The organism is Rhodoplanes sp. P11, assembly GCF_964266735.1.
In the GTDB taxonomy this organism is placed as follows: Bacteria; Pseudomonadota; Alphaproteobacteria; order Rhizobiales; family Xanthobacteraceae; genus Rhodoplanes; species Rhodoplanes serenus.
This window is the reverse complement of record NZ_CAXWGY010000001.1, coordinates 772,205-792,567: the sequence shown is the minus strand read 5'-3', so window position 1 is coordinate 792,567 and position 20,363 is coordinate 772,205. Positions and strand designations below refer to the sequence as shown.

Below are 20,363 nucleotides of genomic sequence, written 5' to 3'. Positions count from 1 at the left end.
CAGGTCCGAGGCGCGCCATGGCATGGCTCTCGCCGGGCCAACCTTGGCAGGGTGGCCCGACCACGATGGCAAACTCCAGAAGAATTTTGCACTTTTTGGCGAACAGGGACGATTTGGCCCACAACTTTGGCGCCGCTCCTCCCGCATGCGCCGGCCCGCAGCCATGCGTCGGTGATGTCGGGCCGGGAGCACCGAGGGGGTCGGACGAGGGCCGGAGGGGATCGGAGGGGGGAGACGGCCAGCCTCTGGCGCGCCGCGTCAGGCCGCCGGCCGGGGCGTCAGGTCGCCGGGAGGCTTCAGATAGGCGACGACGACCTCCTCGACGTGTCGCCCGCGCGCTTCGAGGCTCGCCGCGTCATCCATGCTGCGGCCGAAGATGGTGCCCAGCGTGTGGCGGTTCGACAGATAGAAGAAGCCCAGCGCCGCGATGGTGATGTAGAGCTGGACGGGATCGACGCCGGGCCGGATCAGGCCCATGGCGGCGCCGCGCTCGAGCTGGTGCGAGAGCGTCGCGATCAGCGGCGAGTGCAAGTCGCGGATGCGGGCCGACTGGCGCAGATAGCGCGCCCGGTGGAGGTTCTCGGAGCCGAGCAGGCTGAGAAACTCGGGGTGCTTGATGAAGTAGCCCCAGGTGAAGCGGACCAGCTCGCAGATCGATTCGATCGGCCCACGGTCGCCGAGATGCAGCTCGTGCTCGGCGGCGCGGATCGCCGAATAGGTCTCCTCCAGGACCGCGACGTAGAGCCCCTCCTTGCCGCCGAAATAATGATAGATCATGCGCTTGTTGACACCGGACCGCTTCGCGATGGTGTCGACCCGCGCCCCCGTCAGGCCCTTGGCCTTGAACTCCTGGGTGGCGGCGTCGAGGATCGCCGCACGGGTGCGGACCGGATCACGCGGACCGATCGGCCGCTTCGGCGGAGCCGTCTTGGTCGTGGCTGCTTTGGCTGCTTCCATGGTCTCGCACAGGGCGGCGACGTGCCGCCAGGATCGACCATACAGCATTGCGGCCCCGGTTGGCAGAGCGCCGCGCGCAGGCGTGCCCGGCAACGTCGTCCGGACCCGATGCACGGGGCGCCGATGCACGCGGAGCCGCCGTGATCAAACTTGGAGCCAGCGCTGCCGCACGGTCGGATCGGCGGCGAGCGCCGCCGAGCTGCCGGTCCACACCACGTGGCCCTTCTCCAGCACGACATGGCGATCGGCGAGGCGCGTCATCGCCTCCAGATGCTTGTCGACCACCAGGATGGCCTGGCCCTCCTGCTTGAGCCGGGCCAGGCAGGCCCAGATCTCGGTGCGGATCAGCGGCGCCAGGCCCTCGGTCGCCTCGTCGAGAATCAGAAGCTTCGGGTTGGTCATGAGGGCGCGGCCGATGGCCAGCATCTGCTGCTCGCCGCCGGAGAGCTGGCTGCCGAGATGGCGCCGCCGCTCGGCGAGCCGCGGGAAGAACGTGTAGACGCGATCGAGCGTCCAGCGCTCGCCGAAGCGGGCCGCCGCCGTCGCTACCAGGTTCTCGCGCACGGTGAGCGACGGGAACACCTGCCGTCCCTCCGGCACCAGGCCCAGCCCGAGCTGGGCGATGCGATAGGGCGGCAGCCCGACCAGCCGCTGCCCCTCGAACACCGCCGTGCCGCCGGTCGGGCGCAGCAGGCCCATCAGGGCCCGGATCGTGGTGGTCTTACCCATGCCGTTGCGGCCGAGCAGCGTCACCACCTCGCCGGCCGCGATGGTGAAGCCGACGTCGAACAGCACCGGGGTCGTGCCGTAGCCGGCCTGGAGGTTGTCCACGGTCAGCATGGCGCGCTCCGCCGGCCCGCGGCGGCGACGGACCTCACCCTCCCCCGGCGCGGGGCGGTGACGGCGCGGGCGTCGGCCGGCGACGACCTGATGAAGGAGGCAGCGCCCATCACTCCATCTCCTCGCCCAGATAGGCGGCGACCACCTGTGGATCGGCACGCACCTCCGCGGGCGGCCCGCTCGCCAGGATGCGGCCGTAGATCAGCACCGAGATGCGGTCGGCGAGCGCGAACACCGCGGTCATGTCGTGCTCGACCAGCAGCATGGCGAAGCGCCCTTTGAGCCGCTGGAGCACAGCCACCAGTCGGTCGGTCTCCTCCCGGCCGGTGCCCGCCATCGGCTCGTCGAGCAGCAGAAGCTTGGGCTCGGAGGCGAGCGCCATGGCGAGCTCCAGCGCCCGCTTCTCGCCGTGCGACAGGTGACCGGCCGGCACCTCGGCGCGGTCCGCCAGGCCGACCTCGGCGAGCGCCGCGCGCGCCGGACCCTGGAGGACGGGCTCGGCGGCGGCATCGCCGAAGAAGCGGAAGCTCGACCCCGAGCGCGCCTGCACGGCGACCGCCACGTTCTCCAGCGCCGAGAAGCCGGGCAGCACCGAGGTGATCTGGAACGAGCGGGCGAGGCCGAGCCGGGCGCGCCGGTGCGGCGGCAGGCGGGTGACGTCGCGGCCATCGAGCAGGATGCGGCCGTGGTCGGGCTCGATCAGGCCGGAGATCTGATTGATCAGCGTGGTCTTGCCGGCGCCGTTCGGCCCGATGACGGCATGCAGCTCGCCGGGCGCGATGGCGAGGTCGACCTGATCGCTGACCGTCAGTCCACCGAACTGCTTGGTCAGCCCGTCGAGGCGAAGGATCGGGTCAGCCACGGAACAGCCTCCGCCCGATCGCCGCCCCGATCCCGATCAGCCCGCCGCGCACGAACACCACGATCAGCACCAGGAACGGCCCGAAGATCATCTTCCAGTGCTCGGTGAACGCCGACAGCCACTCCTCCAGCAGCAGGAAGGTGGCGGCCCCCAGAATCGCGCCGTGCAGCGTTCCCATGCCGCCGAGCAGCACCATGATGATCAGCTCGCCGGAGCGCTGCCACGACATGTAGGCGGGGCTGACGAACTCGGTGGCGTTGCCGAGCAGGAAGCCGGCGAGGCCGCTCAGCATGCCGGCGATCACATAGGCGACGAGCTGGAAGTGATAGACGCGGAAGCCGAGGGTGGTCATCCGCACCGGATTGTCCTTGGCGCCGCGCAGCACCCGGCCGAACCGCGAGGCGACCAGCGTCCGGCACATCAGATAGGCGCCGACCAGGCAGGCCAGCACCACGTAGTAGAAGGCGAGCGGGTTGTCGAACAACGGCAAGCCGGCGACGGTGTTGCGGTCCGCGAGGGTGAGGCCGTCGTCGCCGCCGTAGGGCGCCAGCGACGCCGCCGTGAAGAACGCCATCTGGCCGAAGGCCAGCGTGATCATGATGAAGTAGACGCCCTTGGTGCGCAGGCAGACGAGCCCGGTGAGCAGGGCGAACAGGCCCGACACGGCGAGCGCCACCGGCAGCGCCACCAGCGCGTCGGTGATCCCGTGCGCCGCCAGGATGCCCACCGCATAGGCGCCGAGGCCGAGGAAGGCCGCCTGCCCGAACGTCACCAGGGCGGCGTAGCCGATCAACAGGTCGAGCGACAGCGCCGCCACCGAGAAGATCATCACCCGGGTGAACAGATCCAGCATGTAGCCGGCCGACAGGGCGAGCGCCGCGGCCGGCAGCAGCGCGAGCCCGGCGAACAGGATGGCGGGGAGCACGACGGCGCGGCGGCGTCGGGGCGCCGGGGCGCCCTCCTCCGCGGCGGCCGGCGCGGCGCTCTGCATCTCGCCTGGCGTGTGCATGTCAGCGGCCCTTCGCCGGGAACAGGCCGCTCGGCCGCACCCACAGCACCACCGCCATGAGCAGATAGATCAGCATCGAGGCCAGCGCCGGCCCGACCGTGCGGGCGGCGGACGGGCTCATCACCAGGCGCAGCACGTCGACCGCGAAGGAGCGGCCGAGGGTGTCGACGAGACCGATCAGCAGCGCCGCCACGAAGGCCCCGCGGATCGAGCCGATGCCGCCGATGACGATGACCACGAAGGCGAGGATCAGGATGGTGTCGCCCATGCCGGGCTCCACCGACAGGATCGGCGCGATCATGATGCCGGCGAAGCCCGCCAGCATGGCGCCGAAGCCGAACACGATGGTGAACAGGCGGCGGATGTCGACGCCGAGCGCCGACACCATCTCGGCGTTGCTGGCGCCGGCCCGGACCAGCATGCCGATGCGGGTGTGGGAGACGAGGACGTAGAGCAGCAGGGCCACCGCGAGCCCGCTGCCGATGATGACCAGCCGCCACACCGGATAGAGCAGGCCGGGGGCGAGCGCCACCGAGCCGGTCAGCGCCTCGGGAACGGGCAGCGACAGCGGCGCCGCCCCCCACACGTATTTCACCCCGCTGTTGAGGAACAGGATGATGCCGAAGGTGGCGATGACGTGATCGAGATGGTCGCGCCCGTAGAGGCGCCGCACCACCACGGCCTCGATCAGCAGGCCGAAGACGAGCGCCGCGGCGAGCGCCAGCAGCAGCGCCGCGACGAAGCTGCCGGTGAGGCCGTAGAAGGCGACGGCGAAATAGGCCCCCAGCATGTACTGGACGCCGTGCGCGAGGTTGATGAAGTCCATCACCCCGAACACCAGGGTGAGCCCGGCGGCGATCAGGAACAGCAGCACGCCGAGCTGGAGGCCGTTGAGAATCTGGACGACGAGAAGAGTCGTGGACATCGGGACGGCTGCATCGCGGCGTCTCCCGGCGGCGGGGCACGCCCGTTGCGCGGCGGATCGCGGTCCCGTCCCGTCCCGGCGACGGTCGGCGCGAACAACGCGCGGCAGGTGACAGGGGTACGAGATCTCGGCGGTGCGATCCCTCGGCGGGCGGATGACCCTCCCGGCGATGCCGGGAGGAGAGCGACCCGGCCGCGCCGGGTCCGCAACCATCGGGGTCGGCTGCCGCCCTTGTCAACTGTGTCGCCGTGTCGATCGTGTCGCGGCCGCGATCCGTCGCGGTGTCGATCGGACCGCTCCACAGGCGGCCCTGCCGGGCGGCCCCGCCGCGCAGCGCCCTCCCCCTTGCGGGACCGCGGCTTTGCCGCGACAAGGAGGGTGGACGAAGCGCGGACCTGAGACGGGCCGGAGACCCGTCGCCCGGCTCGGGCTTCACCGGGATTCAGACCGTTCCATCGGGCCTGGCACCGCATCCTTCGCCGCCACGAGGTAGCGGGAGCGGCGCACCCGCGCGGAGCGGCGGCAGCACTTCCGCCTTCAACCCTGGGTCGACAAGCCTGAAAGACCGACGATGACCGACACCTTCAAGTTTCTATTGCCCGAGAACCGCATTCCGCGCGCCTGGTACAACATTGTCGCCGACCTGCCGGCACCGCCGCCCGCCGTCCTGCATCCCGGCACCGGCAAGCCGATCGGCCCCGACGACCTCGCCGCCATCTTTCCGATGGCGCTGATCGCCCAGGAGGTCGCCACCGAGCGCGAGATCGAGATCCCCGAGCCGGTGCGCGAGATCTACAAGCTGTGGCGCCCGTCGCCCCTGCACCGCGCGGTGCGGCTGGAGCGGGCGCTCGATACCCCGGCGCGCATCTTCTACAAGTACGAGGGCGTCTCGCCGGCCGGCAGCCACAAGCCCAACACCGCGGTGCCGCAGGCGTTCTACAACCGCGAGGCCGGCATCCGGAAGCTGTCGACCGAGACCGGCGCCGGCCAGTGGGGCTCGTCGCTCGCCTTCGCGGGGTCGCTGTTCGGCCTCGAGGTGAAGGTCTACATGGTCCGGGTCAGCTATCAGCAGAAGCCCTATCGGCGGGCCCTGATGGAGACCTACGGGGCGAGCTGCATCGCCAGCCCGTCGACCGAGACGGCGGCCGGCCGCGCCGTGCTGGAGCAGGACCCGAACTCGCCCGGCAGCCTCGGCATCGCGATCTCCGAGGCGGTCGAGGTGGCGGCCCACAACGCCGACACCAATTACGCCCTCGGCAGCGTGCTCAACCACGTCGCCCTGCACCAGACGGTGATCGGGCTGGAGGCCATCGAGCAGATGGAGATGGCCGGCTTCTGGCCCGACGTGGTGATCGGCTGCGCCGGCGGCGGCTCCAACTTCGCCGGCATCGCGTTCCCGTTCGTCGGCAAGAAGCTGCGCGAGGGCAAGGACGTCCGCGTCGTCGCGGTGGAGCCGGCGGCGTGCCCGACGCTGACCCGCGGCACCTATGCGTACGACTTCGGCGACATCGCGCACCTCACCCCGCTGATGAAGATGCACACGCTGGGCTCGTCCTTCGTGCCGCCCGGCTTCCACGCCGGCGGGCTGCGCTATCACGGCATGGCGCCGCTGGTCAGCCACGCCAAGGAGCTGGGCCTGATCGAGGCCCGCACAGTGCACCAGAATCCATGCTTCGAGGCGGGCCTGATGTTCGCCCGCAGCGAGGGCATCGTGCCGGCGCCGGAATCGACCCACGCGGTGCGCGCCGCCATCGACGAGGCGCTCGCCGCCAAGGAAGAGGGCCGGCCGCGCACCATCCTGTTCAACCTGTCGGGGCACGGCCACTTCGACATGCAGGCGTATACCGACTACCTCTCCGGCAAGCTGGAAGACCGCGATTACGACGAGGGCTGCCTTCAGGCGTCGCTCGCCGCGCTGCCGCAGGTCGCGGCCGAGTAGGAGCCTCGAGGCGGGGCACGGCGCCCGCGCTCCTTCTCCCCGCGTGCGGGGAGAAGGTCGGGATGAGGGCGCTTTGCAGCCAAGCAATGACTCGCGGAGACGCCCCCTCACCCGGATGTCGCGCCCAAGGGCGCGACATCCGACCTCTCCCCGCGGGCGGGGAGAGGTGAAGGGCGAGCCGCTGGGCAACCCTCCGGCTGCGCCCGCTCAACTCCCGGCTGTACTTCCTGTTATTTTGCTGCAAGCCCAGCTTGAATTCCGCGACGAATTGGACCATATAAGCGGCGAGCAGATGACCGACCTCCGGTTGGTCCCCCTGGGCCGCGTGAACGAATCCAAGAATGATTCGGCCCCGTCCGCTCACCCGACGGCAGCCCAGACCACGCGGGATGTCCCGTTCATCCGCGGCACGCGGCGCCCCACCACGGGAGCGCCCGGCTGACTCGTAGACAGAAAGCGACCCTTTGAACTCCTTCCAAGGATTTGGCCTCGCCGAGCCGCTGGCTCGTGCGCTCGCCGACGAGCAATACGTCACCCCCACGCCGATCCAAGCCCAGACCATCCCCCTCGCCCTCGCCGGCCGCGATGTCATCGGCATCGCCCAGACGGGCACCGGCAAGACCGCGGCCTTCGCGCTGCCGATCCTCCACCGCCTCTACACCGACCACCGCGCCCCGACCCGCAAGAGCTGCCGGGTGCTGGTGCTGAGCCCGACCCGCGAGCTGTCGGGCCAAATCCTCGACAGCTTCCGCACCTATGGCCGCCACATGCCGCTGAAGGCCGACCTCGCCATCGGCGGCGTCTCCATGGGCCGCCAGGTGCGCGCCATCCTGGACGGCCTCGACGTCCTGGTGGCGACCCCGGGCCGGCTGCTCGATCTCGTCGACAGCAACGGCCTGAAGCTCGACCGCGTCGACATGCTGGTCCTCGACGAGGCCGACCGCATGCTCGACATGGGCTTCATCCACGACATCCGGAAGATCGTCCGCAAGCTGCCGAAGGACCGCCAGACGCTGTTCTTCTCGGCCACCATGCCGCAGGCGATCGCGGAGCTGGCCGGCGAGATGCTGCGCGATCCGGCCCGCGTCGCGGTGACCCCGGTCGCCTCGACGGCGGAGCGCATCGACCAGCGGGTCGTGCATGTCGACAAGGCGGCCAAGCCCGACATCCTCGCCGACGTCCTGCGCAGCGAGCCGCTCGACCGCTGCCTCGTCTTCACCCGCACCAAGCACGGCGCCGACAAGGTGGTGCGCGGCCTCGCCAAGCACGGCATCGCGTCCGGCGCCCTGCACGGCAACAAGTCGCAGAGCCAGCGCGAGCGCGTGCTGGCGGCGTTCCGCACCGGCGAGGTGCGCATCCTGATCGCCACCGACATCGCGGCGCGCGGCATCGACGTCGAGGGCGTGTCCCACGTCGTCAACTACGACCTGCCGAACATCCCGGAGAGCTACGTGCACCGCATCGGTCGCACCGCCCGGGCCGGCGCCGAGGGCATCGCCATCTCGTTCTGCGACGCCGAGGAGCGCGCCTATCTGCGCGACATCGAGAAGCTGATCCGGATGACCATCCCGGCCACCGATCGCCGCGGCCAGGGCCAGCAGGGCCGCCCGGCGCCCCGCCAGGCCGACGACCGCCGATCGGATGGACGTCGGTCCGAGGGACGTGGGTCCGAAGGACGCGGGTTCCAGGGACGTGGGTCCGAGGGATACAGGTCCGAGGGGCGGCGCTCCGAAGGACGTGGACCGGCAGGACGTGGATCGGAAGGCCGCGGGTCCGAGGGACGCCGGCCGGAAGCCGCCGGCGCGGCACGGCCCGACCGCAATCGCAACCGCAATCGCAACGATCGTCCCCAGCAGGACCGGACTCGTCCCGCCGCCCCGGCGGAGTCCCGGCCCCAGGGTGCCGTCTCCCACCGGGAGCCTCGCGAGCAGGCCGCCCGGCCGCAGCGCGGCGCCCACGGGCCGTCCCCGCAGCGCCAGCACGGACCGCAGCAGCACGCGCCGCAGCAGCATGCACCGCAGCATCGCAACGGTGGTGCGCAGCACCCCGCCCCGGTGCGGGTCGGCGCGCCGCTGGCCGAGCGATCGGCCGGCCGCGGCGGTCCGGCCGTCGAGACGGCTCTCGATCAGGTGGCGTTCCTGCGCCGGACGGTGCCGGGTCGCCGCGACGTCGGACGATCCGTCGAGCGTTGATTTCTGCGCATCGGAGCACAGCCATGGCGAAAGAAGAGCTGATCGAATTTGAAGGACTGGTGACCGAGATCCTGCCGGACACGCGGTTCCGCGTAACGCTCGATACCGGTCACGAAATCATCGCCTATACAGCGGGCAAGATGAAGAAGAACCGCATCAAGACGCTCGCGGGCGACCGCGTCATCGTCGAGATGTCGCCCTATGATCTCGAAAAAGGCCGGATCATCTTCCGCCATAAGGAAACGAACTCGGGCGGGCCGTCGCGGCGGCCGCCCCAGCGCCAGCAGTTCCGTCGGCGCTGAACCAGTCACCGGCCGCCGGTGCGGCCGTCCACGCGGGGGAGAAAGGTACCAGGCATGCGATTGTTCATGTTCGAGTCCGAGACGACCCGCGACCTCAAGGCGTTCGCGGGCGATTCCGTCGGCAGCAAGCTGCCTGCCCGGCTCGGCCCGTGGCAGGCCACCGGCGTCGTGCGGCCCGACCGCGCGCCGCCGCACCGGCTGTCCCGCGTCGCCATCGAGAAGGCCATCGCGGCCCAGGGCTTCCAGCTCTGGCGGATGAAGACGCCCGAGTCGGTCTGACCGCCGGACGATCCGGCCGGCCGCGCCGTTCTCCGACGGTCCGATCCCCCGCCGGCCGCCGCCCTTCGCCCGCCCCGACCGCCACGCCCGGCCTTCGCCGACGAAAAAAGCCCGCTCTCGGCGGGCTTTTTTGCGTTTTGCAACGGCGGGACGGTCCGTTGCCCGGAACCAGCATGGCCCCGAAGCCGCTGTCGAAAAACAAGAAAGCCCGCCGGGGCGGGCTTTTGCAAAAACAAGAAAGCCCGCCGGAGCGGGCTTTCGGACGCTCGTCGAACGAGTGGCTTCCGGCTCAGATGGCGCGGAGCTGATCCGCCGAGCTCTTGCCGGTGCGGCGGTCCTGGGTGAGCTCGTAGGAGAGCTTCTGGCCTTCGCGCAGATTGCTCATGCCGGCGCGCTCGACCGCGCTGATGTGCACGAACACGTCCTTGCCGCCATCATCCGGCTGGATGAAACCATAGCCTTTCTGCGCATTGAACCACTTCACGGTGCCGGTGCTCATAGACGTCCTTTCGACTGACGAGCAGGTCTCTATCCGCGACGGGGCCGCCGCCGCGGCTGGTGTCTCGATGTTCAGTCAGATCTCGTCGGTCAGGCGCAGGACGTGTCGCCCCGCATGCTTGGCCAAGTCGTTCGGCCCGAAACGTCGATGCGACCTGATTAGCATGACCGGACACCGGCACAATGTGCCGGCCGGGTCTTCGGCAAAAAAATTTCGGCTTGATGCCCCGGGACACCGCCGTCGTGACCCGGCCGCCGCGTGGGCACCCGGGACACCGGCGGCCCGGTGATGGATCATAACGCCGACAGGTCCCGAATGTCGCAGCAGGATGCTGCTCCGCAGCACCCTGAGAGTGGACTTGGCGGGTCTTTCGGATGGCGTGGGACGCCCGCATTGGCGGGGCCGAACCCGCCCCACCGCCCACGGCCAGGTGGCCCGACGACCCATCGCCGTCGTCCTCGCGGTCAGGCCGCCCGGATGCTGGCCAGGAACGTCTCGATATCGCGGTGCAGCGCGCCGGCTTGCCGCGAGAGCTGCTGGGAGGCGTTCAGCACGCGGCCCGCCGCATCGCCGGTCTGGGTAGCCGCCTGGTTCACCTCACCGATGGTGCGGCTGACCTGCCCGGTCCCCTGCGCGGCCTGCTGCACGCTGCGGGTGATCTCGCCCGTGGTGGCGTTCTGCTCCTCGATGGCGGCCGCGATGGCGGCCGCGATCTCGTTGACGGCCGTGATGGTGCCGCCGATCTCCTCGATGGCGCGCACCGCTCCCTGGGTCGCCTCCTGCACGGCAGTGATCTGGGCGCCGATCTCCTTGGTGGCGCGATCGGTCTGATTGGCCAGCGCCTTCACCTCGGTGGCGACGACCGCGAAGCCTTTGCCGGCCTCCCCGGCCCGGGCCGCCTCGATGGTGGCGTTGAGGGCCAGCAGGCTGGTCTGCGACGCGATGGTCTGGATCAGCTCGACCACCTCGCCGATACGGTGTGCCGCCTCGGCCATCTCCCGTACCGAGCCGGTGGTCTCGTGCGCCTGATGGCTGGCCTTGGCGGCGATCTCGTTCGAGCTGGTCACCTGACGGCTGATCTCCTGGATCGACGCCGCCATCTCCTCGGACGCGGCCGCCACCGTCTGGACGTTGGCGGACGTGCTCTCCGCCGCCTTGGCCGAGGCGGTCGCCTGGCGATGGGACTGCTCGGCGAGCGCCGCCATGGTCTCGGCCGTCTCGGTCAGCTCGGTGGAGGCCGAATCCACAGCGCGCAGGCTGCACGACACCGTCTCCTCGAAGGCGCGCACCAGCTCCTCGATGGCGCGGCCCCGCTGCACCTTGGCGTCGGCGGCGGCGGCCTGCTCGGCCTCCAGCCGGTGGCGGGCGATGCTGCTCTCCTTCAGCACCTGGACGGCCCGGGCCATGTCGCCGATCTCGTCGGTCCGATCGCGATCGGGCACCTCGACCGCGTGGTCGTCGCGCGACAGGCGGTCCAGCGTGTCCCCCATCCGGGCGAGCGGAACCAGCACCCGACGGCTCAGCACGCCGTACAGGATGGCGAGGAAGATGACCGCCGTGACACTGATGCTGACCATCGCGGCCAGGCCCATCAGGTCGGCGCGGGCGCGCGCCCGGTCGACGGCCACCTGGGTCCGACCAATCAGCATGTCCCTGAACTTCAGGATGGGCGCGGTGATCTCGGCCTTGCCGCGGTCGTAGTCCGAGCCGAAGACGAGCTCGCGGGCGCGGGCCAGATCGCCACGGCCGACCGCCGTCATGGCGTCGGATTCCAGCTTGATCAGGGTATCGGACTTGGTCTTCGCCTCCTCGATCAAGGCGAGCTCGGCGGCGGGAGCGCCGAGCTCGACCAGCCGCCGCACGACGCGATCACGCGACTTGGTCTCGTTCACCTCCCGCCAGTAGGCATCGAAGTGGCGCTTGTCGCCGAACACGGTGTAGCGGCGAACCTCGTTGGTGAGCAGATCCGAGGCATTGGTGAGATCGAAGGACAGCTGGCGCAGGTCGGCGCGCTCCAGCGATGCCTGCCGCTCGGCCTCGACGGCGCGGTTCATCAGGATCACGCAGACCACCGACAGAGCCGCGCAGCTCAGCGCGACCAGATACGACATCCTGGTAATTGTAGAGATTCGCATGGTCGCTCACCGCCCCTCGTGCTCGATGCGAGATGTCCGATCATGCGGTTGTGATCTCGAAGCTGTTAGCGTCACGTAAAGATCGTCACCGCTAACCGCGATGCAGACCAGTCATTCCAAATGTTCAGATTTGGCGTGAGCGCCGTTCGCCTTCGTAAGCTCGCAGCACCGACGTATTCGCCCTGTCCGGCACCGCTCGTGACCGGACAAATACCGAGCATCGGGACCCGTTGTTACTATGATACCATTGTCTGAAGCAGCAGATGGCCATTCCGGCGCTCAGTGCTTGGCGGCCTCCGCGTGCGGCTCGGCCCGCTCCCGGCTGCCGCGTCCTGCGCATCGGATCGAGCAGCCGAGCGAGACTATCGCGCAGCGCTGGCCTCGCGAAAGAACCGCCACCGTTGAGGAAGATCAGGGCGGAGCGTGCCGGCCATGCCTCAATGGCCACACCGAACCACTCACGCCCGCCTGCACCACGGCGTGGTGAATGTGCTTGCGTCGGCGGGCCGCATCGCGACGGCAGCAAAGCCCGAGCACCGGCCGCGTCATCAGGGAGGAGGCGATGGCTCAGCCGCGGTCGATCGGGCACTCCACCAACCTCGTGGGACTTCCGACCGATCTGCTGGCCAGCGCCGCCTATAACGACCACCCGGTGCCGCTGCGCATCTCGGGCGTGCGCGAGATGAACCGCAGCCTGTTCGAGATGCTGTCGCAGGCGCCCGACCTCGCCGACGCCGGCATCGCCTTCGCCAGCTACATGATGGCGATGTTCGGCCTCGATCCGGAGCAGCAGGAGGTACCGCCCGAAGGCCGCGGCACCCCGCCGCGGCGCTGGCGCTCGTCGTTCCTGCGGCTGATCAAGGGCTGGGGCTTCGATTCCAACGGCCCCGAGGGTGCTGTGCTGAAAGGTTGGGTCGAGAGCCGTTTCGGCATCTGCCCGACCTTCCACAAGGCGATCATCGCCCGCGTCTCGGATCAAGCCTGGGCGACCTACGTGCAGGAGAAGATGTCGAGCCGGTTCCACAACAATGCGATCTACACCCAGCTCGATCTCGTCTACGAGTTCTGCCAATGGGCGCTCGCCGGCATGGCGGCCCCCGGCGCCACGCACCTGACCCTCTACCGCGGCATCAACGACTTCGACGAGCACCCGATCGTCGAGCGCGCCGACAAGCGCCACGCGGTGGTGCGGCTCAACAACCTCGCCTCGTTTTCGTGCGACCGCGGCATCGCCGACTGCTTCGGCGACATCATCCTCACCGCCCAGGTTCCCGTCTCCAAGATCGCCTTCTTCAACACGCTGTTGGCCAGCCATCCGTTGAAAGGCGAAGGCGAGTATCTGGTGATCGGCGGCGACTACCGCGTGACCGCGACCTATCTCTGAGCGATCGCGTCAGCCGAACCGGCATGAGCGATGCATGCGGTGATCCCGAGGCCGACACGCGACAACAGCGCGTCCGGACCGACGGGACGATCGCGATGCCATCACTCACCCTGCACGACCGGGCGCTCGGCGCCTTCCTGGGCCTCGCGGTCGGCGATGCGCTGGGCGGGCCGGTCGAATTCATGACCCGCGGCGAGATCGCCGCCCGCTACGGCGTTCTCGACCGCATGGTGGGCGGCGGCTGGTTGCGCCTCAGTCCCGGCCAGGTGACCGACGACACCGAGATGGCGCTGGCGCTCGGCCGCTCGCTGGTGCGGTGGCACGGCCTCGAGCCGCGCGACATGTGCGAGGAGTTCGCCCGCTGGCTCGGCCGCAAGCCGATCGACGTCGGCAACACCTGCCGGCGCGGCATCCGTCGCTTCATGACCGACGGCAGCGTCGAAGGCCCGCACTTCGACGGCGACGCCGGCAACGGCGCCGCCATGCGGGTGCTGCCGGTGGCGCTCGCGACCTTCGGGGCGCCGGTGATCGCCGAAGACTGGAGTATCCGCCAGGGGCGCGCCACCCATCACCACCCGCTGTCGGATGCCGCCTGCGTGGTTTTGGTGCGGATGCTGCACGCACTGCTCGCCGGCGGCGGGCGCAATGCGGCCCGAGAGATCGTCGACGCCCTGGTGGCGACCCAGCGGGCCTTCCGGTTCGATTCCTGGCCGGGGCAGTCCTCGGCCTATGTGGTGGACACGATGCAGACGGTGCTGCACGTGTTCTTCGCCACCGAGACGTTTCGCTACGCCGTGGTCCGCACCGTCAATCTCGGCGGCGACGCCGACACCACCGGGGCCATCGTCGGCATGCTGGCCGGGGCCGCCCATGGAGCGGCGGCGATCCCGGCCGACTGGCTGCGCCGCCTCGACCGCGCGGTCGTGTCGGAAATCCGGGCGCTGGTGCCGGCGCTGCTCGACATCGCAGCATCGCTGCGGCCGCCGGACGGCTGAGAGCCGCCGCAGCGCGGCCGCTCACGCGGTCAGCCGAACTTGAACTGCACCCCGTAGCCGCCGCGTGGATAGGTCCAGGTGATGGCGCCGGAGCCTTCCGCCACCACCCGGCAGGTGCCGCATTCCATGCAGCCGTCGTGGGCGACCTCGACCTGGCCCTTGCCGTTGATCTCGTAGCAGCGCGCCGGACAGATCGTCACCAGGGCCACCAGCTCCGGCGGCGGCGTCTCGTGCGGCGCCACGACGATATGCGAGCGCCCAGAATCGACCCGGTAGCGGTTCTGGTAGAGCTTGTCCTCGACGCGGACCTCGGTCTCCTCCGTGCTCATCGTGCCCTCCGGCTCGCCTCGTTCGATCGCACCGTCATCGCCACGCCCGCGCCATGCGGACGGCGTCGCCCAGGAGCCCGCCGAGCGAGCGCGCCGCCAGCACCGAGCGCAGCGTCCTGCGCTCCTTCTCGATCTTCGGCACGCCGTCGACCCGCACGAAGTTCTGCATCGCCTTCGACACGAGCTGCGGATAGGTGAGGAAATAGTTCTGCGAGCCGGCATGCAGCAGCGCCGGCATATCCTTGTACTTTTTCAGATCCTTCATCACGAACGAGTCGTTCAGCCGAGCCTCGTAGGCAGCCAGCGCCCGCGCGGTCGGCGCCGCCCGGCGGGCGTAGAGGTCGGCGACCGTCTCGCCGGCGATCTGGCCCGAGGTGAGCGCCAGGTTCGAGCCCTCGCGATGGATGGCGTTGTTGAGCTGCGCGGCATCGCCCGCCACCAGCCAGCCGTCGCCGTAGAGCTTGGGGATCGCCTTGTAGCCGCCCTCCGGGATCAGGTGGCCGGCATACTCTTTGACCTCCGAGCCGTCGAGCAGCGGCGCCACCGAGGGATGGCGTTTGAACGCCTCCAGCAGCGCGTAGGGCGCGTGGCCGGTGCGGGCCATGTCGGACACCAGGCATCCGATGCCGATCGAGATGCTCTCGCGGTTGGTGTAGAGGAAGCCCATCCCGGTCATGCCGCGCGAGATGGTGCCGGCGGCCTCGATGACGACGCCCTCCTCGCCCTTGAGGTTGAAGCGCGCCTCGATGGTCTCGCGCGGCAGGAAGTGCATCTCCTTGACGGCGAGCGCCACGTTCTCGGGCGCCGGCCGCGCGCGCAGGCCGGCGCGGCTGCCGAGCAGGCCGTTGACGCCTTCGGCCAGGATCACCACGTCGGCCATGACGTCGCCGTCGCGGCGATCGGTGCGCACCCCGATCACCCTGCCCCGCCCATCGGTCAAAAGCTCGGTGACCGTCGTCTCGCACAGCACGAGGCCGCCAGCCGCCTGCACCTGCCGCGACAGCCAGCGGTCGAACTGCGAGCGAATGATGGTGTAGCGGTTCGGCTTCTCCTCGTTGAAATCCTCGGAGCGGTAATGCAGCCCGGTGTGCGAGGTGTCGTCCATCATCCAGAAGCGCTGCTCGACCAGATGGCGCTCCAGCGGCGCGTCGTCGCGGAAGCCGGGCACCAGCTTCTCGACCGCGTCGGCATAGAGGATGGCGCCCTGCACGTTCTTGGCGCCCGGATACTCGCCGCGCTCGATCTGGAGCACCTTGAGGCCACGCTTCGCCATGGTGAGGGCGGCGGCGTTGCCGGCCATGCCGGCCCCGACCACGATGGCATCGAACTTTTCCGTCATGGCAATCTCCTGTGGAGCCGCGCATCCATCGCCTTCACCGGCGTGGTTGGTCATCCTTGAAGCATCGCGGCTTCAGCCCGCCAGGCGGTCGCGGATGTGCGGCGATAGCCGGCGGCGGAACGCCTCGGTGAGCATCGGCAGCAGATGCATCGCGTCACCGACGACGCCGATATGAGCGAAGTCGAAGATCGGTGCGTTCCTGTCGGTGTTGACGGCGACGATCAGGTCGGCGCCCTCGACACCGACGCGATGCTGAATCGCCCCCGAGATGCCGGCCGCGATGTAGAGCTTGGGCCGGATGGTCTTGCCGGTCTGGCCGATCTGCCGCTCGGCCGGCTGCCAGGCCTTCTGCACCAGTGGCCGCGAGCAGCCGAACTCGCCGCCGAGCACCCTGGCGAGCTGCTGCACGAGCTGAAAGTTCTCCGGCGAGCCGAGGCCGAGGCCGCCGGCCACCACCACGTCCGCATAGGCGAGGTTCGAGGTCGCCTGATCACGGTCGGGCAGGAAGCGCAGCACCTTGGTGACGACGTCCTCCTCCACCATGGCGAGCGGATGCTCGACGAGCCGGCCGAGCGGCCGCTCGACGCGCTCCGGCATCGCCATCACGCGCGGCCGCACGGTGGCCATCTGGGGCCGGGCGTTGAGCGTGTAGATGGTGCACAGGAGCGAGCCGCCGAAGGTCGGCCGGGTCGCGGCAAGCGAGCCGTCGGCATCGACGTCGAGCGCCGTGCAGTCGGCGGTGAGGCCGGTGGCCAGCGTGGTCGCCACCGAGCCGGCGAGATCGCGGCCGAGCGTGGTGGCGCCGAGCAGCAGGATCTCGGGCTTGTGGGTCTCGACCAGATCGGTCAGCACCTTCGAATAGGGCTCGTTGCGATACTCCGCCAGGATCTCGTTCGTGATGGTGTAGACGAGATCGGCGCCGTAGCAGGCGGCCTCGCGAGCGGCCTCGGCGACAGCCGGTCCGGGCGGCCCGATCACCACGCCGGCGAGCTGGACGCCGAGCTTGTCGGCGAGCTTGCGGCCCTCGCCCATCAGCTCCCACGACACCGGGTGGACCTGGCCACGCTCCTGCTCGACGAACACCCAGACATGCTTGTGCTGCCTGAACCGCTCGGGCAGCTCCTTCTTGGTGTTCGCGCGCCCCGCGGCGGGGGTGGCGGGCTTGTCGGGCTGCGCCATGGTGCTCTCCGTCCGGTCAGTAGCCACGCACCAAGGTCGCCAGCTCGGCCTTGAGGCGAGGCCGGGCCGCGAACATGGCGGCGATCAGGGCATCGGCCGCGCCGGCACCGGCCGGGTCGACCAGGGTGGCCTTCTCGGCCCGCGGCGTCGGCGCGAACACGCGCTTCACCACGGTGGGCGAGCCGCGCAATCCGCACTTGGTGACGTCGGCGATGCCGGCATCCTTGGCGCTCCACACGACGATCTCGGCGCGGGCGGCGCGCAGGGCGTCGGGCAGCGAGCCGCGGCGAATCTCGTTGGTGCCTTCCAGCATGGTGACGAGGCAGGGCAGCCGCGTGCGCAGCGCCTGTACGCCGCCCTCGGCGCGGCGATCCACCTCGATGGTGCCGCCGGCGAGATCGAGCGCCGCGACCCGCGACACATAGGTGAGCTGGGCGAGGCCGAGCCGCTTGGCGATGCCCGGCCCGACCTGGGCGGTGTCGCCGTCGATGGTCTGCTTGCCGGTGAAGACGATGTCGACCGGCGCGAACCGCTCGCCGATGGCCGTGATGGCCGAGGCGAGCGCGAAGCTGGTCGCCAGCGTGTCGGAGCCGGCGAAGAAGCGATCGGTCAAGAGCACGGCGCGGTCGGCCCCGAAGGTCAGCGCCTTGCGCAGCGACTCCTCCGCCATCGGCGGCCCCATGGTGAGCACCGTCACCGTGCCGCCGTGCCGGTCGCGCAGCCGCAGCGCCTCCTCCACCGCGTACAGGTCGTACGGGTTGATGATGGTCGGAACCCCCTGCCGCATGATGGTGTTGGTGACCGGATGGACGCGGATCTGCGCCGAATCCGGCACCTGCTTGATGCAGACGACGACGTGCATGCCCGTCCTGGTCACCTAGTTTCTCCGGTCACTTGAGATCGTCGAGAGGCACGAAGCCGGCCGGCCGCTTCGGCGCGACGGCGTCCTTGAGCACCTTGAAGACACGCCGATCGAGCGGCGACCAGGCCGCGAACTCCTCGTAGGCGCGGGCCAGCACGGCGCGGCAGCGGGCCAGCGCCACCGCCTCGGGAACGCCGTCGAGATCGTCGCCGTCCAGATACTCGCCCATCCGCTTGAGGATGTGCAGGCGCGCCACGTTCAGCACCTTGTTCTCGTAGGGCACGGCGAGGAGGACAAAGAACTCCTCGGCCGAGGCCGCCGTCTTCAAGCGGGCCAGCGTGCCGGCCGGAAAGCTGGGAGCCGGTTCGTTGCAAGAGCCCATCACACCACCTCCTCGTGACTGCGCGTGCAGACAGCGGCATCACACGCGGCGGCGCGCGCCGCATCGCGGCCCCGCACCGTCCGCCAGATCGCCCGCAGGGCGTCGTCGTCGACGGGCGCCTTGGTGGCGAGCGCGCGGTCGCGCACGCGGGCGAGAATCTGCGCCAGCTCGTCCGCGTCGGCCGACAGCCGCAGGGCCGCGAGCGCCATCGTCACCGCGGCGACCCCGGAATGCTTGCCGAGGGTGATGCGATGGGCGCGACCGAGCAGCCCGGGATCGAGCGCCTGATAGGTGCGGTGATCCTTGAGCAGACCGTCGACATGGATGCCGGACTCGTGGGTGAAGATGTGATCGCCGACGATCGCCTTGGCGACCGGAATCGGCCGCCGCGCCGCCGCGGCGACGACGGCGGCGATGTCGCCGAGCCGGGCGAAGTCGACGCCGGTGTCGCGGCCGTGGAGCTGCTTGAGCGCCACCGCGACCTCCTCCAGCGGCGCGTTGCCGGCGCGCTCGCCGAGCCCGATCACCGTCACCGAGGCGTGGGTGGCGCCGGCCTGCACGGCGGCCAGCGTGTTGGCGGTGGCCAGCCCGAGATCGTCGTGCCCGTGGAACTCGATTTCGAGATCGGTGGTCCGCCGCAGCGCCGACACCAGCGCGTGGGTCGAGAACGGGTCGAGCACCGAGAGCGTGTCGGCGATGCGGAAGCGGCGGGCGCCGGCCGCCTTCGCGGTGGCGACGACCTCGGTCAGAAAGCCAACGTCGGCGCGCGAGGAATCCTCGCCGCCGACCGCCACCGCGAAGCCGTGACGACGGGCATAGCCGACCACGTCGGCGAGCATCGCCAGCGCGGCGGCGCGCCCGCCCTTGATCTTGGCGGCGATCTGCACGTCGGAGACCGGCACCGACAGGTTGACCATGGCGACGCCGGCGGCGCGCGCCGCATCGACGTCCTCGCGCCGCATGCGGCACCAGGCGATGGCGGTGAGCGGCAGATCGGCCTCCATCACGGCCCGGATGGCGGCGATCTCCTGGGTTCCCATGGCGGGCGTGCCGACCTCGGCCTCGGTGACGCCGGCCGCGGCGAGCGCGCTCGCGATCGCCACCTTCTCGGCCGCCGTGAAGGCGACGCCGGGCGCCTGCTCGCCGTCGCGCAGCGTGGTGTCGTTGAGCACGACCGGGCCGGCGGGCGTGTCGCGGGACGCGGTCGGATGCGCGGATCGCAGCATCGCTCCCCTCCTCACGTCACCGGGACGACGCGGATCGGAAAGCCGAGCGCGCTCATCAGACGGCCCTGCACGCCGGCGACCGTCACCGAGGCGAGCACGCAGCCGACGCACGACCCGGTGAGCCGCACATGCACGGTGCTGCCCTCGATGCAGACGAGCTCGCAATCGCCGCCGTGCTTCTTCAGGTTGGGACGCAGCGCCTCGACGGCGTCGGCGATCAGTTTTTCGCGCAACGACATCGCGGCGGCCGTCTCGGCGATCGGCGCGGCGGAGGGAAACGATCCGTGCATCGTCGCCTCCTCAGCCGCACGACTTGCCGCAGCCGCAGCGGGAGCGGCACGGGTTGTCGAAGGTGAAGCCCTTGCCGGCGAGCGTCTCGGCGAACCCGATGGTCAACCCGTCCAGCATCGGCTGCGACTGCGCATCGACGAACAGCGTCACGCCCTCGGACTCGAGCACGAGGTCGTCATCGCGTGGCGCCGCGTCGAGGCCGATCATGTACTTGTGGCCGGCACAGCCGCCCGCCTCGATCATCACCCGGAGACCGGCGGCGGGCTTTCCGGCCCGCGTCATCGCGGTCCTCACGGCAGCGGCGGCTTCGGACGACAGGGTGATCATGGTGGTGCTCCATGGCATCGCGTCACGAGCATGGAGCAACCGGCGTGCCAGATCGCACCGCAGTGCGAAAATGCCTGTGCCCCAGCGGTTTCGTGGCATCGTCGCGGTCG

At 70.1% G+C, this 20,363-nt stretch carries 21 protein-coding genes; 6 read left to right on the top strand and 15 right to left on the bottom strand.

Annotation, left to right across the window (positions count from 1 at the left end; genetic code table 11):
* Positions 1-258: 258 nt before the first annotated feature.
* The 5 genes from ACFQUV_RS03560 to ACFQUV_RS03540 form a co-directional block, all read right to left on the bottom strand.
* Positions 259-957 carry a TetR/AcrR family transcriptional regulator gene (locus ACFQUV_RS03560; RefSeq protein WP_170300918.1) on the bottom strand — a complete coding sequence of 233 codons (699 nt, stop codon included), beginning with the start codon at positions 955-957 and terminating at the stop codon, positions 259-261.
* A 144-nt stretch (positions 958-1,101) separates the two neighbouring features.
* Positions 1,102-1,797 (bottom strand): ABC transporter ATP-binding protein, encoded by a 696-nt coding sequence (locus tag ACFQUV_RS03555; RefSeq protein ID WP_111385476.1) that lies wholly within the window; start codon positions 1,795-1,797, stop codon positions 1,102-1,104.
* A 109-nt stretch (positions 1,798-1,906) separates the two neighbouring features.
* Entirely contained in the window at positions 1,907-2,659 is a 753-nt protein-coding gene (locus ACFQUV_RS03550; protein WP_129607819.1) for an ABC transporter ATP-binding protein, read from the bottom strand.
* On the bottom strand, positions 2,652-3,668 hold the full coding sequence (locus tag ACFQUV_RS03545) for a branched-chain amino acid ABC transporter permease (protein ID WP_244601461.1): 1,017 nt from the start codon (positions 3,666-3,668) through the stop codon (positions 2,652-2,654). The genes ACFQUV_RS03550 and ACFQUV_RS03545 overlap by 8 nt, the downstream gene beginning before the upstream one ends.
* A 1-nt stretch (position 3,669) precedes the next feature.
* A complete protein-coding gene (locus tag ACFQUV_RS03540; RefSeq protein ID WP_111385478.1) occupies positions 3,670-4,593 on the bottom strand; it encodes a branched-chain amino acid ABC transporter permease in 924 nt (307 codons plus the stop codon).
* 571 nt (positions 4,594-5,164) lie between these two features.
* On the opposite strand from ACFQUV_RS03540, the gene ACFQUV_RS03535 reads away from it, so the two are divergent.
* From ACFQUV_RS03535 to ACFQUV_RS03520, 4 genes are all read left to right on the top strand, one after another.
* Positions 5,165-6,532, top strand: coding sequence for a TrpB-like pyridoxal phosphate-dependent enzyme (locus ACFQUV_RS03535; RefSeq protein WP_129607818.1), 1,368 nt, complete (start codon positions 5,165-5,167; stop codon positions 6,530-6,532).
* A 464-nt stretch (positions 6,533-6,996) separates the two neighbouring features.
* Positions 6,997-8,724 (top strand): DEAD/DEAH box helicase, encoded by a 1,728-nt coding sequence (locus ACFQUV_RS03530; RefSeq protein WP_129607817.1) that lies wholly within the window; start codon positions 6,997-6,999, stop codon positions 8,722-8,724.
* A gap of 23 nt (positions 8,725-8,747) precedes the next feature.
* Entirely contained in the window at positions 8,748-9,026 is a 279-nt protein-coding gene (gene infA / locus ACFQUV_RS03525) for a translation initiation factor IF-1 (RefSeq protein ID WP_111385779.1), read from the top strand.
* Positions 9,027-9,080: 54 nt separating this feature from the next.
* Positions 9,081-9,305: a hypothetical protein gene (locus ACFQUV_RS03520; RefSeq protein ID WP_129607816.1), complete on the top strand. Its 225-nt coding sequence runs from the start codon at positions 9,081-9,083 to the stop codon at positions 9,303-9,305.
* 289 nt (positions 9,306-9,594) lie between these two features.
* Here the strand turns inward: ACFQUV_RS03520 and ACFQUV_RS03515 are convergent, their stop codons facing one another.
* Together ACFQUV_RS03515 and ACFQUV_RS03510 are read right to left on the bottom strand one after the other, a co-directional pair.
* Entirely contained in the window at positions 9,595-9,804 is a 210-nt protein-coding gene (locus ACFQUV_RS03515; RefSeq protein WP_111384214.1) for a cold-shock protein, read from the bottom strand.
* 464 nt (positions 9,805-10,268) lie between these two features.
* Positions 10,269-11,915 (bottom strand): methyl-accepting chemotaxis protein, encoded by a 1,647-nt coding sequence (locus ACFQUV_RS03510; RefSeq protein WP_244601460.1) that lies wholly within the window; start codon positions 11,913-11,915, stop codon positions 10,269-10,271.
* A 586-nt stretch (positions 11,916-12,501) separates the two neighbouring features.
* Between ACFQUV_RS03510 and ACFQUV_RS03505 the strand changes: the two genes are divergently transcribed.
* The gene (locus ACFQUV_RS03505; RefSeq protein ID WP_207211369.1) at positions 12,502-13,323 is read left to right on the top strand and encodes an NAD(+)--dinitrogen-reductase ADP-D-ribosyltransferase; all 822 of its coding nucleotides are present in this window, start codon (positions 12,502-12,504) and stop codon (positions 13,321-13,323) included.
* A gap of 95 nt (positions 13,324-13,418) precedes the next feature.
* Positions 13,419-14,318, top strand: a complete 900-nt coding sequence (gene draG, locus ACFQUV_RS03500) for an ADP-ribosyl-[dinitrogen reductase] hydrolase (RefSeq protein WP_129607813.1) — start codon at positions 13,419-13,421, stop codon at positions 14,316-14,318.
* Positions 14,319-14,347: 29 nt separating this feature from the next.
* On the opposite strand, the gene ACFQUV_RS03495 is transcribed toward draG, so the two are convergent.
* From ACFQUV_RS03495 to ACFQUV_RS03460, 8 genes are all read right to left on the bottom strand, one after another.
* Entirely contained in the window at positions 14,348-14,647 is a 300-nt protein-coding gene (locus ACFQUV_RS03495; protein WP_129607812.1) for a ferredoxin family protein, read from the bottom strand.
* 34 nt (positions 14,648-14,681) lie between these two features.
* Positions 14,682-15,986: an FAD-dependent oxidoreductase gene (locus tag ACFQUV_RS03490; RefSeq protein ID WP_129607811.1), complete on the bottom strand. Its 1,305-nt coding sequence runs from the start codon at positions 15,984-15,986 to the stop codon at positions 14,682-14,684.
* A gap of 72 nt (positions 15,987-16,058) precedes the next feature.
* On the bottom strand, positions 16,059-17,165 hold the full coding sequence (locus ACFQUV_RS03485) for an electron transfer flavoprotein subunit alpha/FixB family protein (protein WP_129607810.1): 1,107 nt from the start codon (positions 17,163-17,165) through the stop codon (positions 16,059-16,061).
* A 16-nt stretch (positions 17,166-17,181) separates the two neighbouring features.
* Positions 17,182-18,027 (bottom strand): electron transfer flavoprotein subunit beta/FixA family protein, encoded by an 846-nt coding sequence (locus ACFQUV_RS03480; RefSeq protein ID WP_129607831.1) that lies wholly within the window; start codon positions 18,025-18,027, stop codon positions 17,182-17,184.
* Between the two features lie 28 nt (positions 18,028-18,055).
* Positions 18,056-18,409, bottom strand: a complete 354-nt coding sequence (gene nifW / locus ACFQUV_RS03475) for a nitrogenase stabilizing/protective protein NifW (protein WP_129607809.1) — start codon at positions 18,407-18,409, stop codon at positions 18,056-18,058.
* A complete protein-coding gene (gene nifV, locus ACFQUV_RS03470) occupies positions 18,409-19,635 on the bottom strand; it encodes a homocitrate synthase (RefSeq protein WP_129607808.1) in 1,227 nt (408 codons plus the stop codon). The genes nifW and nifV overlap by 1 nt, the downstream gene beginning before the upstream one ends.
* An 11-nt stretch (positions 19,636-19,646) precedes the next feature.
* The gene (locus tag ACFQUV_RS03465) at positions 19,647-19,925 is read right to left on the bottom strand and encodes a NifU family protein (protein WP_129607807.1); all 279 of its coding nucleotides are present in this window, start codon (positions 19,923-19,925) and stop codon (positions 19,647-19,649) included.
* 10 nt (positions 19,926-19,935) lie between these two features.
* Positions 19,936-20,253: an iron-sulfur cluster assembly accessory protein gene (locus tag ACFQUV_RS03460; protein WP_129607806.1), complete on the bottom strand. Its 318-nt coding sequence runs from the start codon at positions 20,251-20,253 to the stop codon at positions 19,936-19,938.
* Positions 20,254-20,363 lie beyond the last annotated feature (110 nt).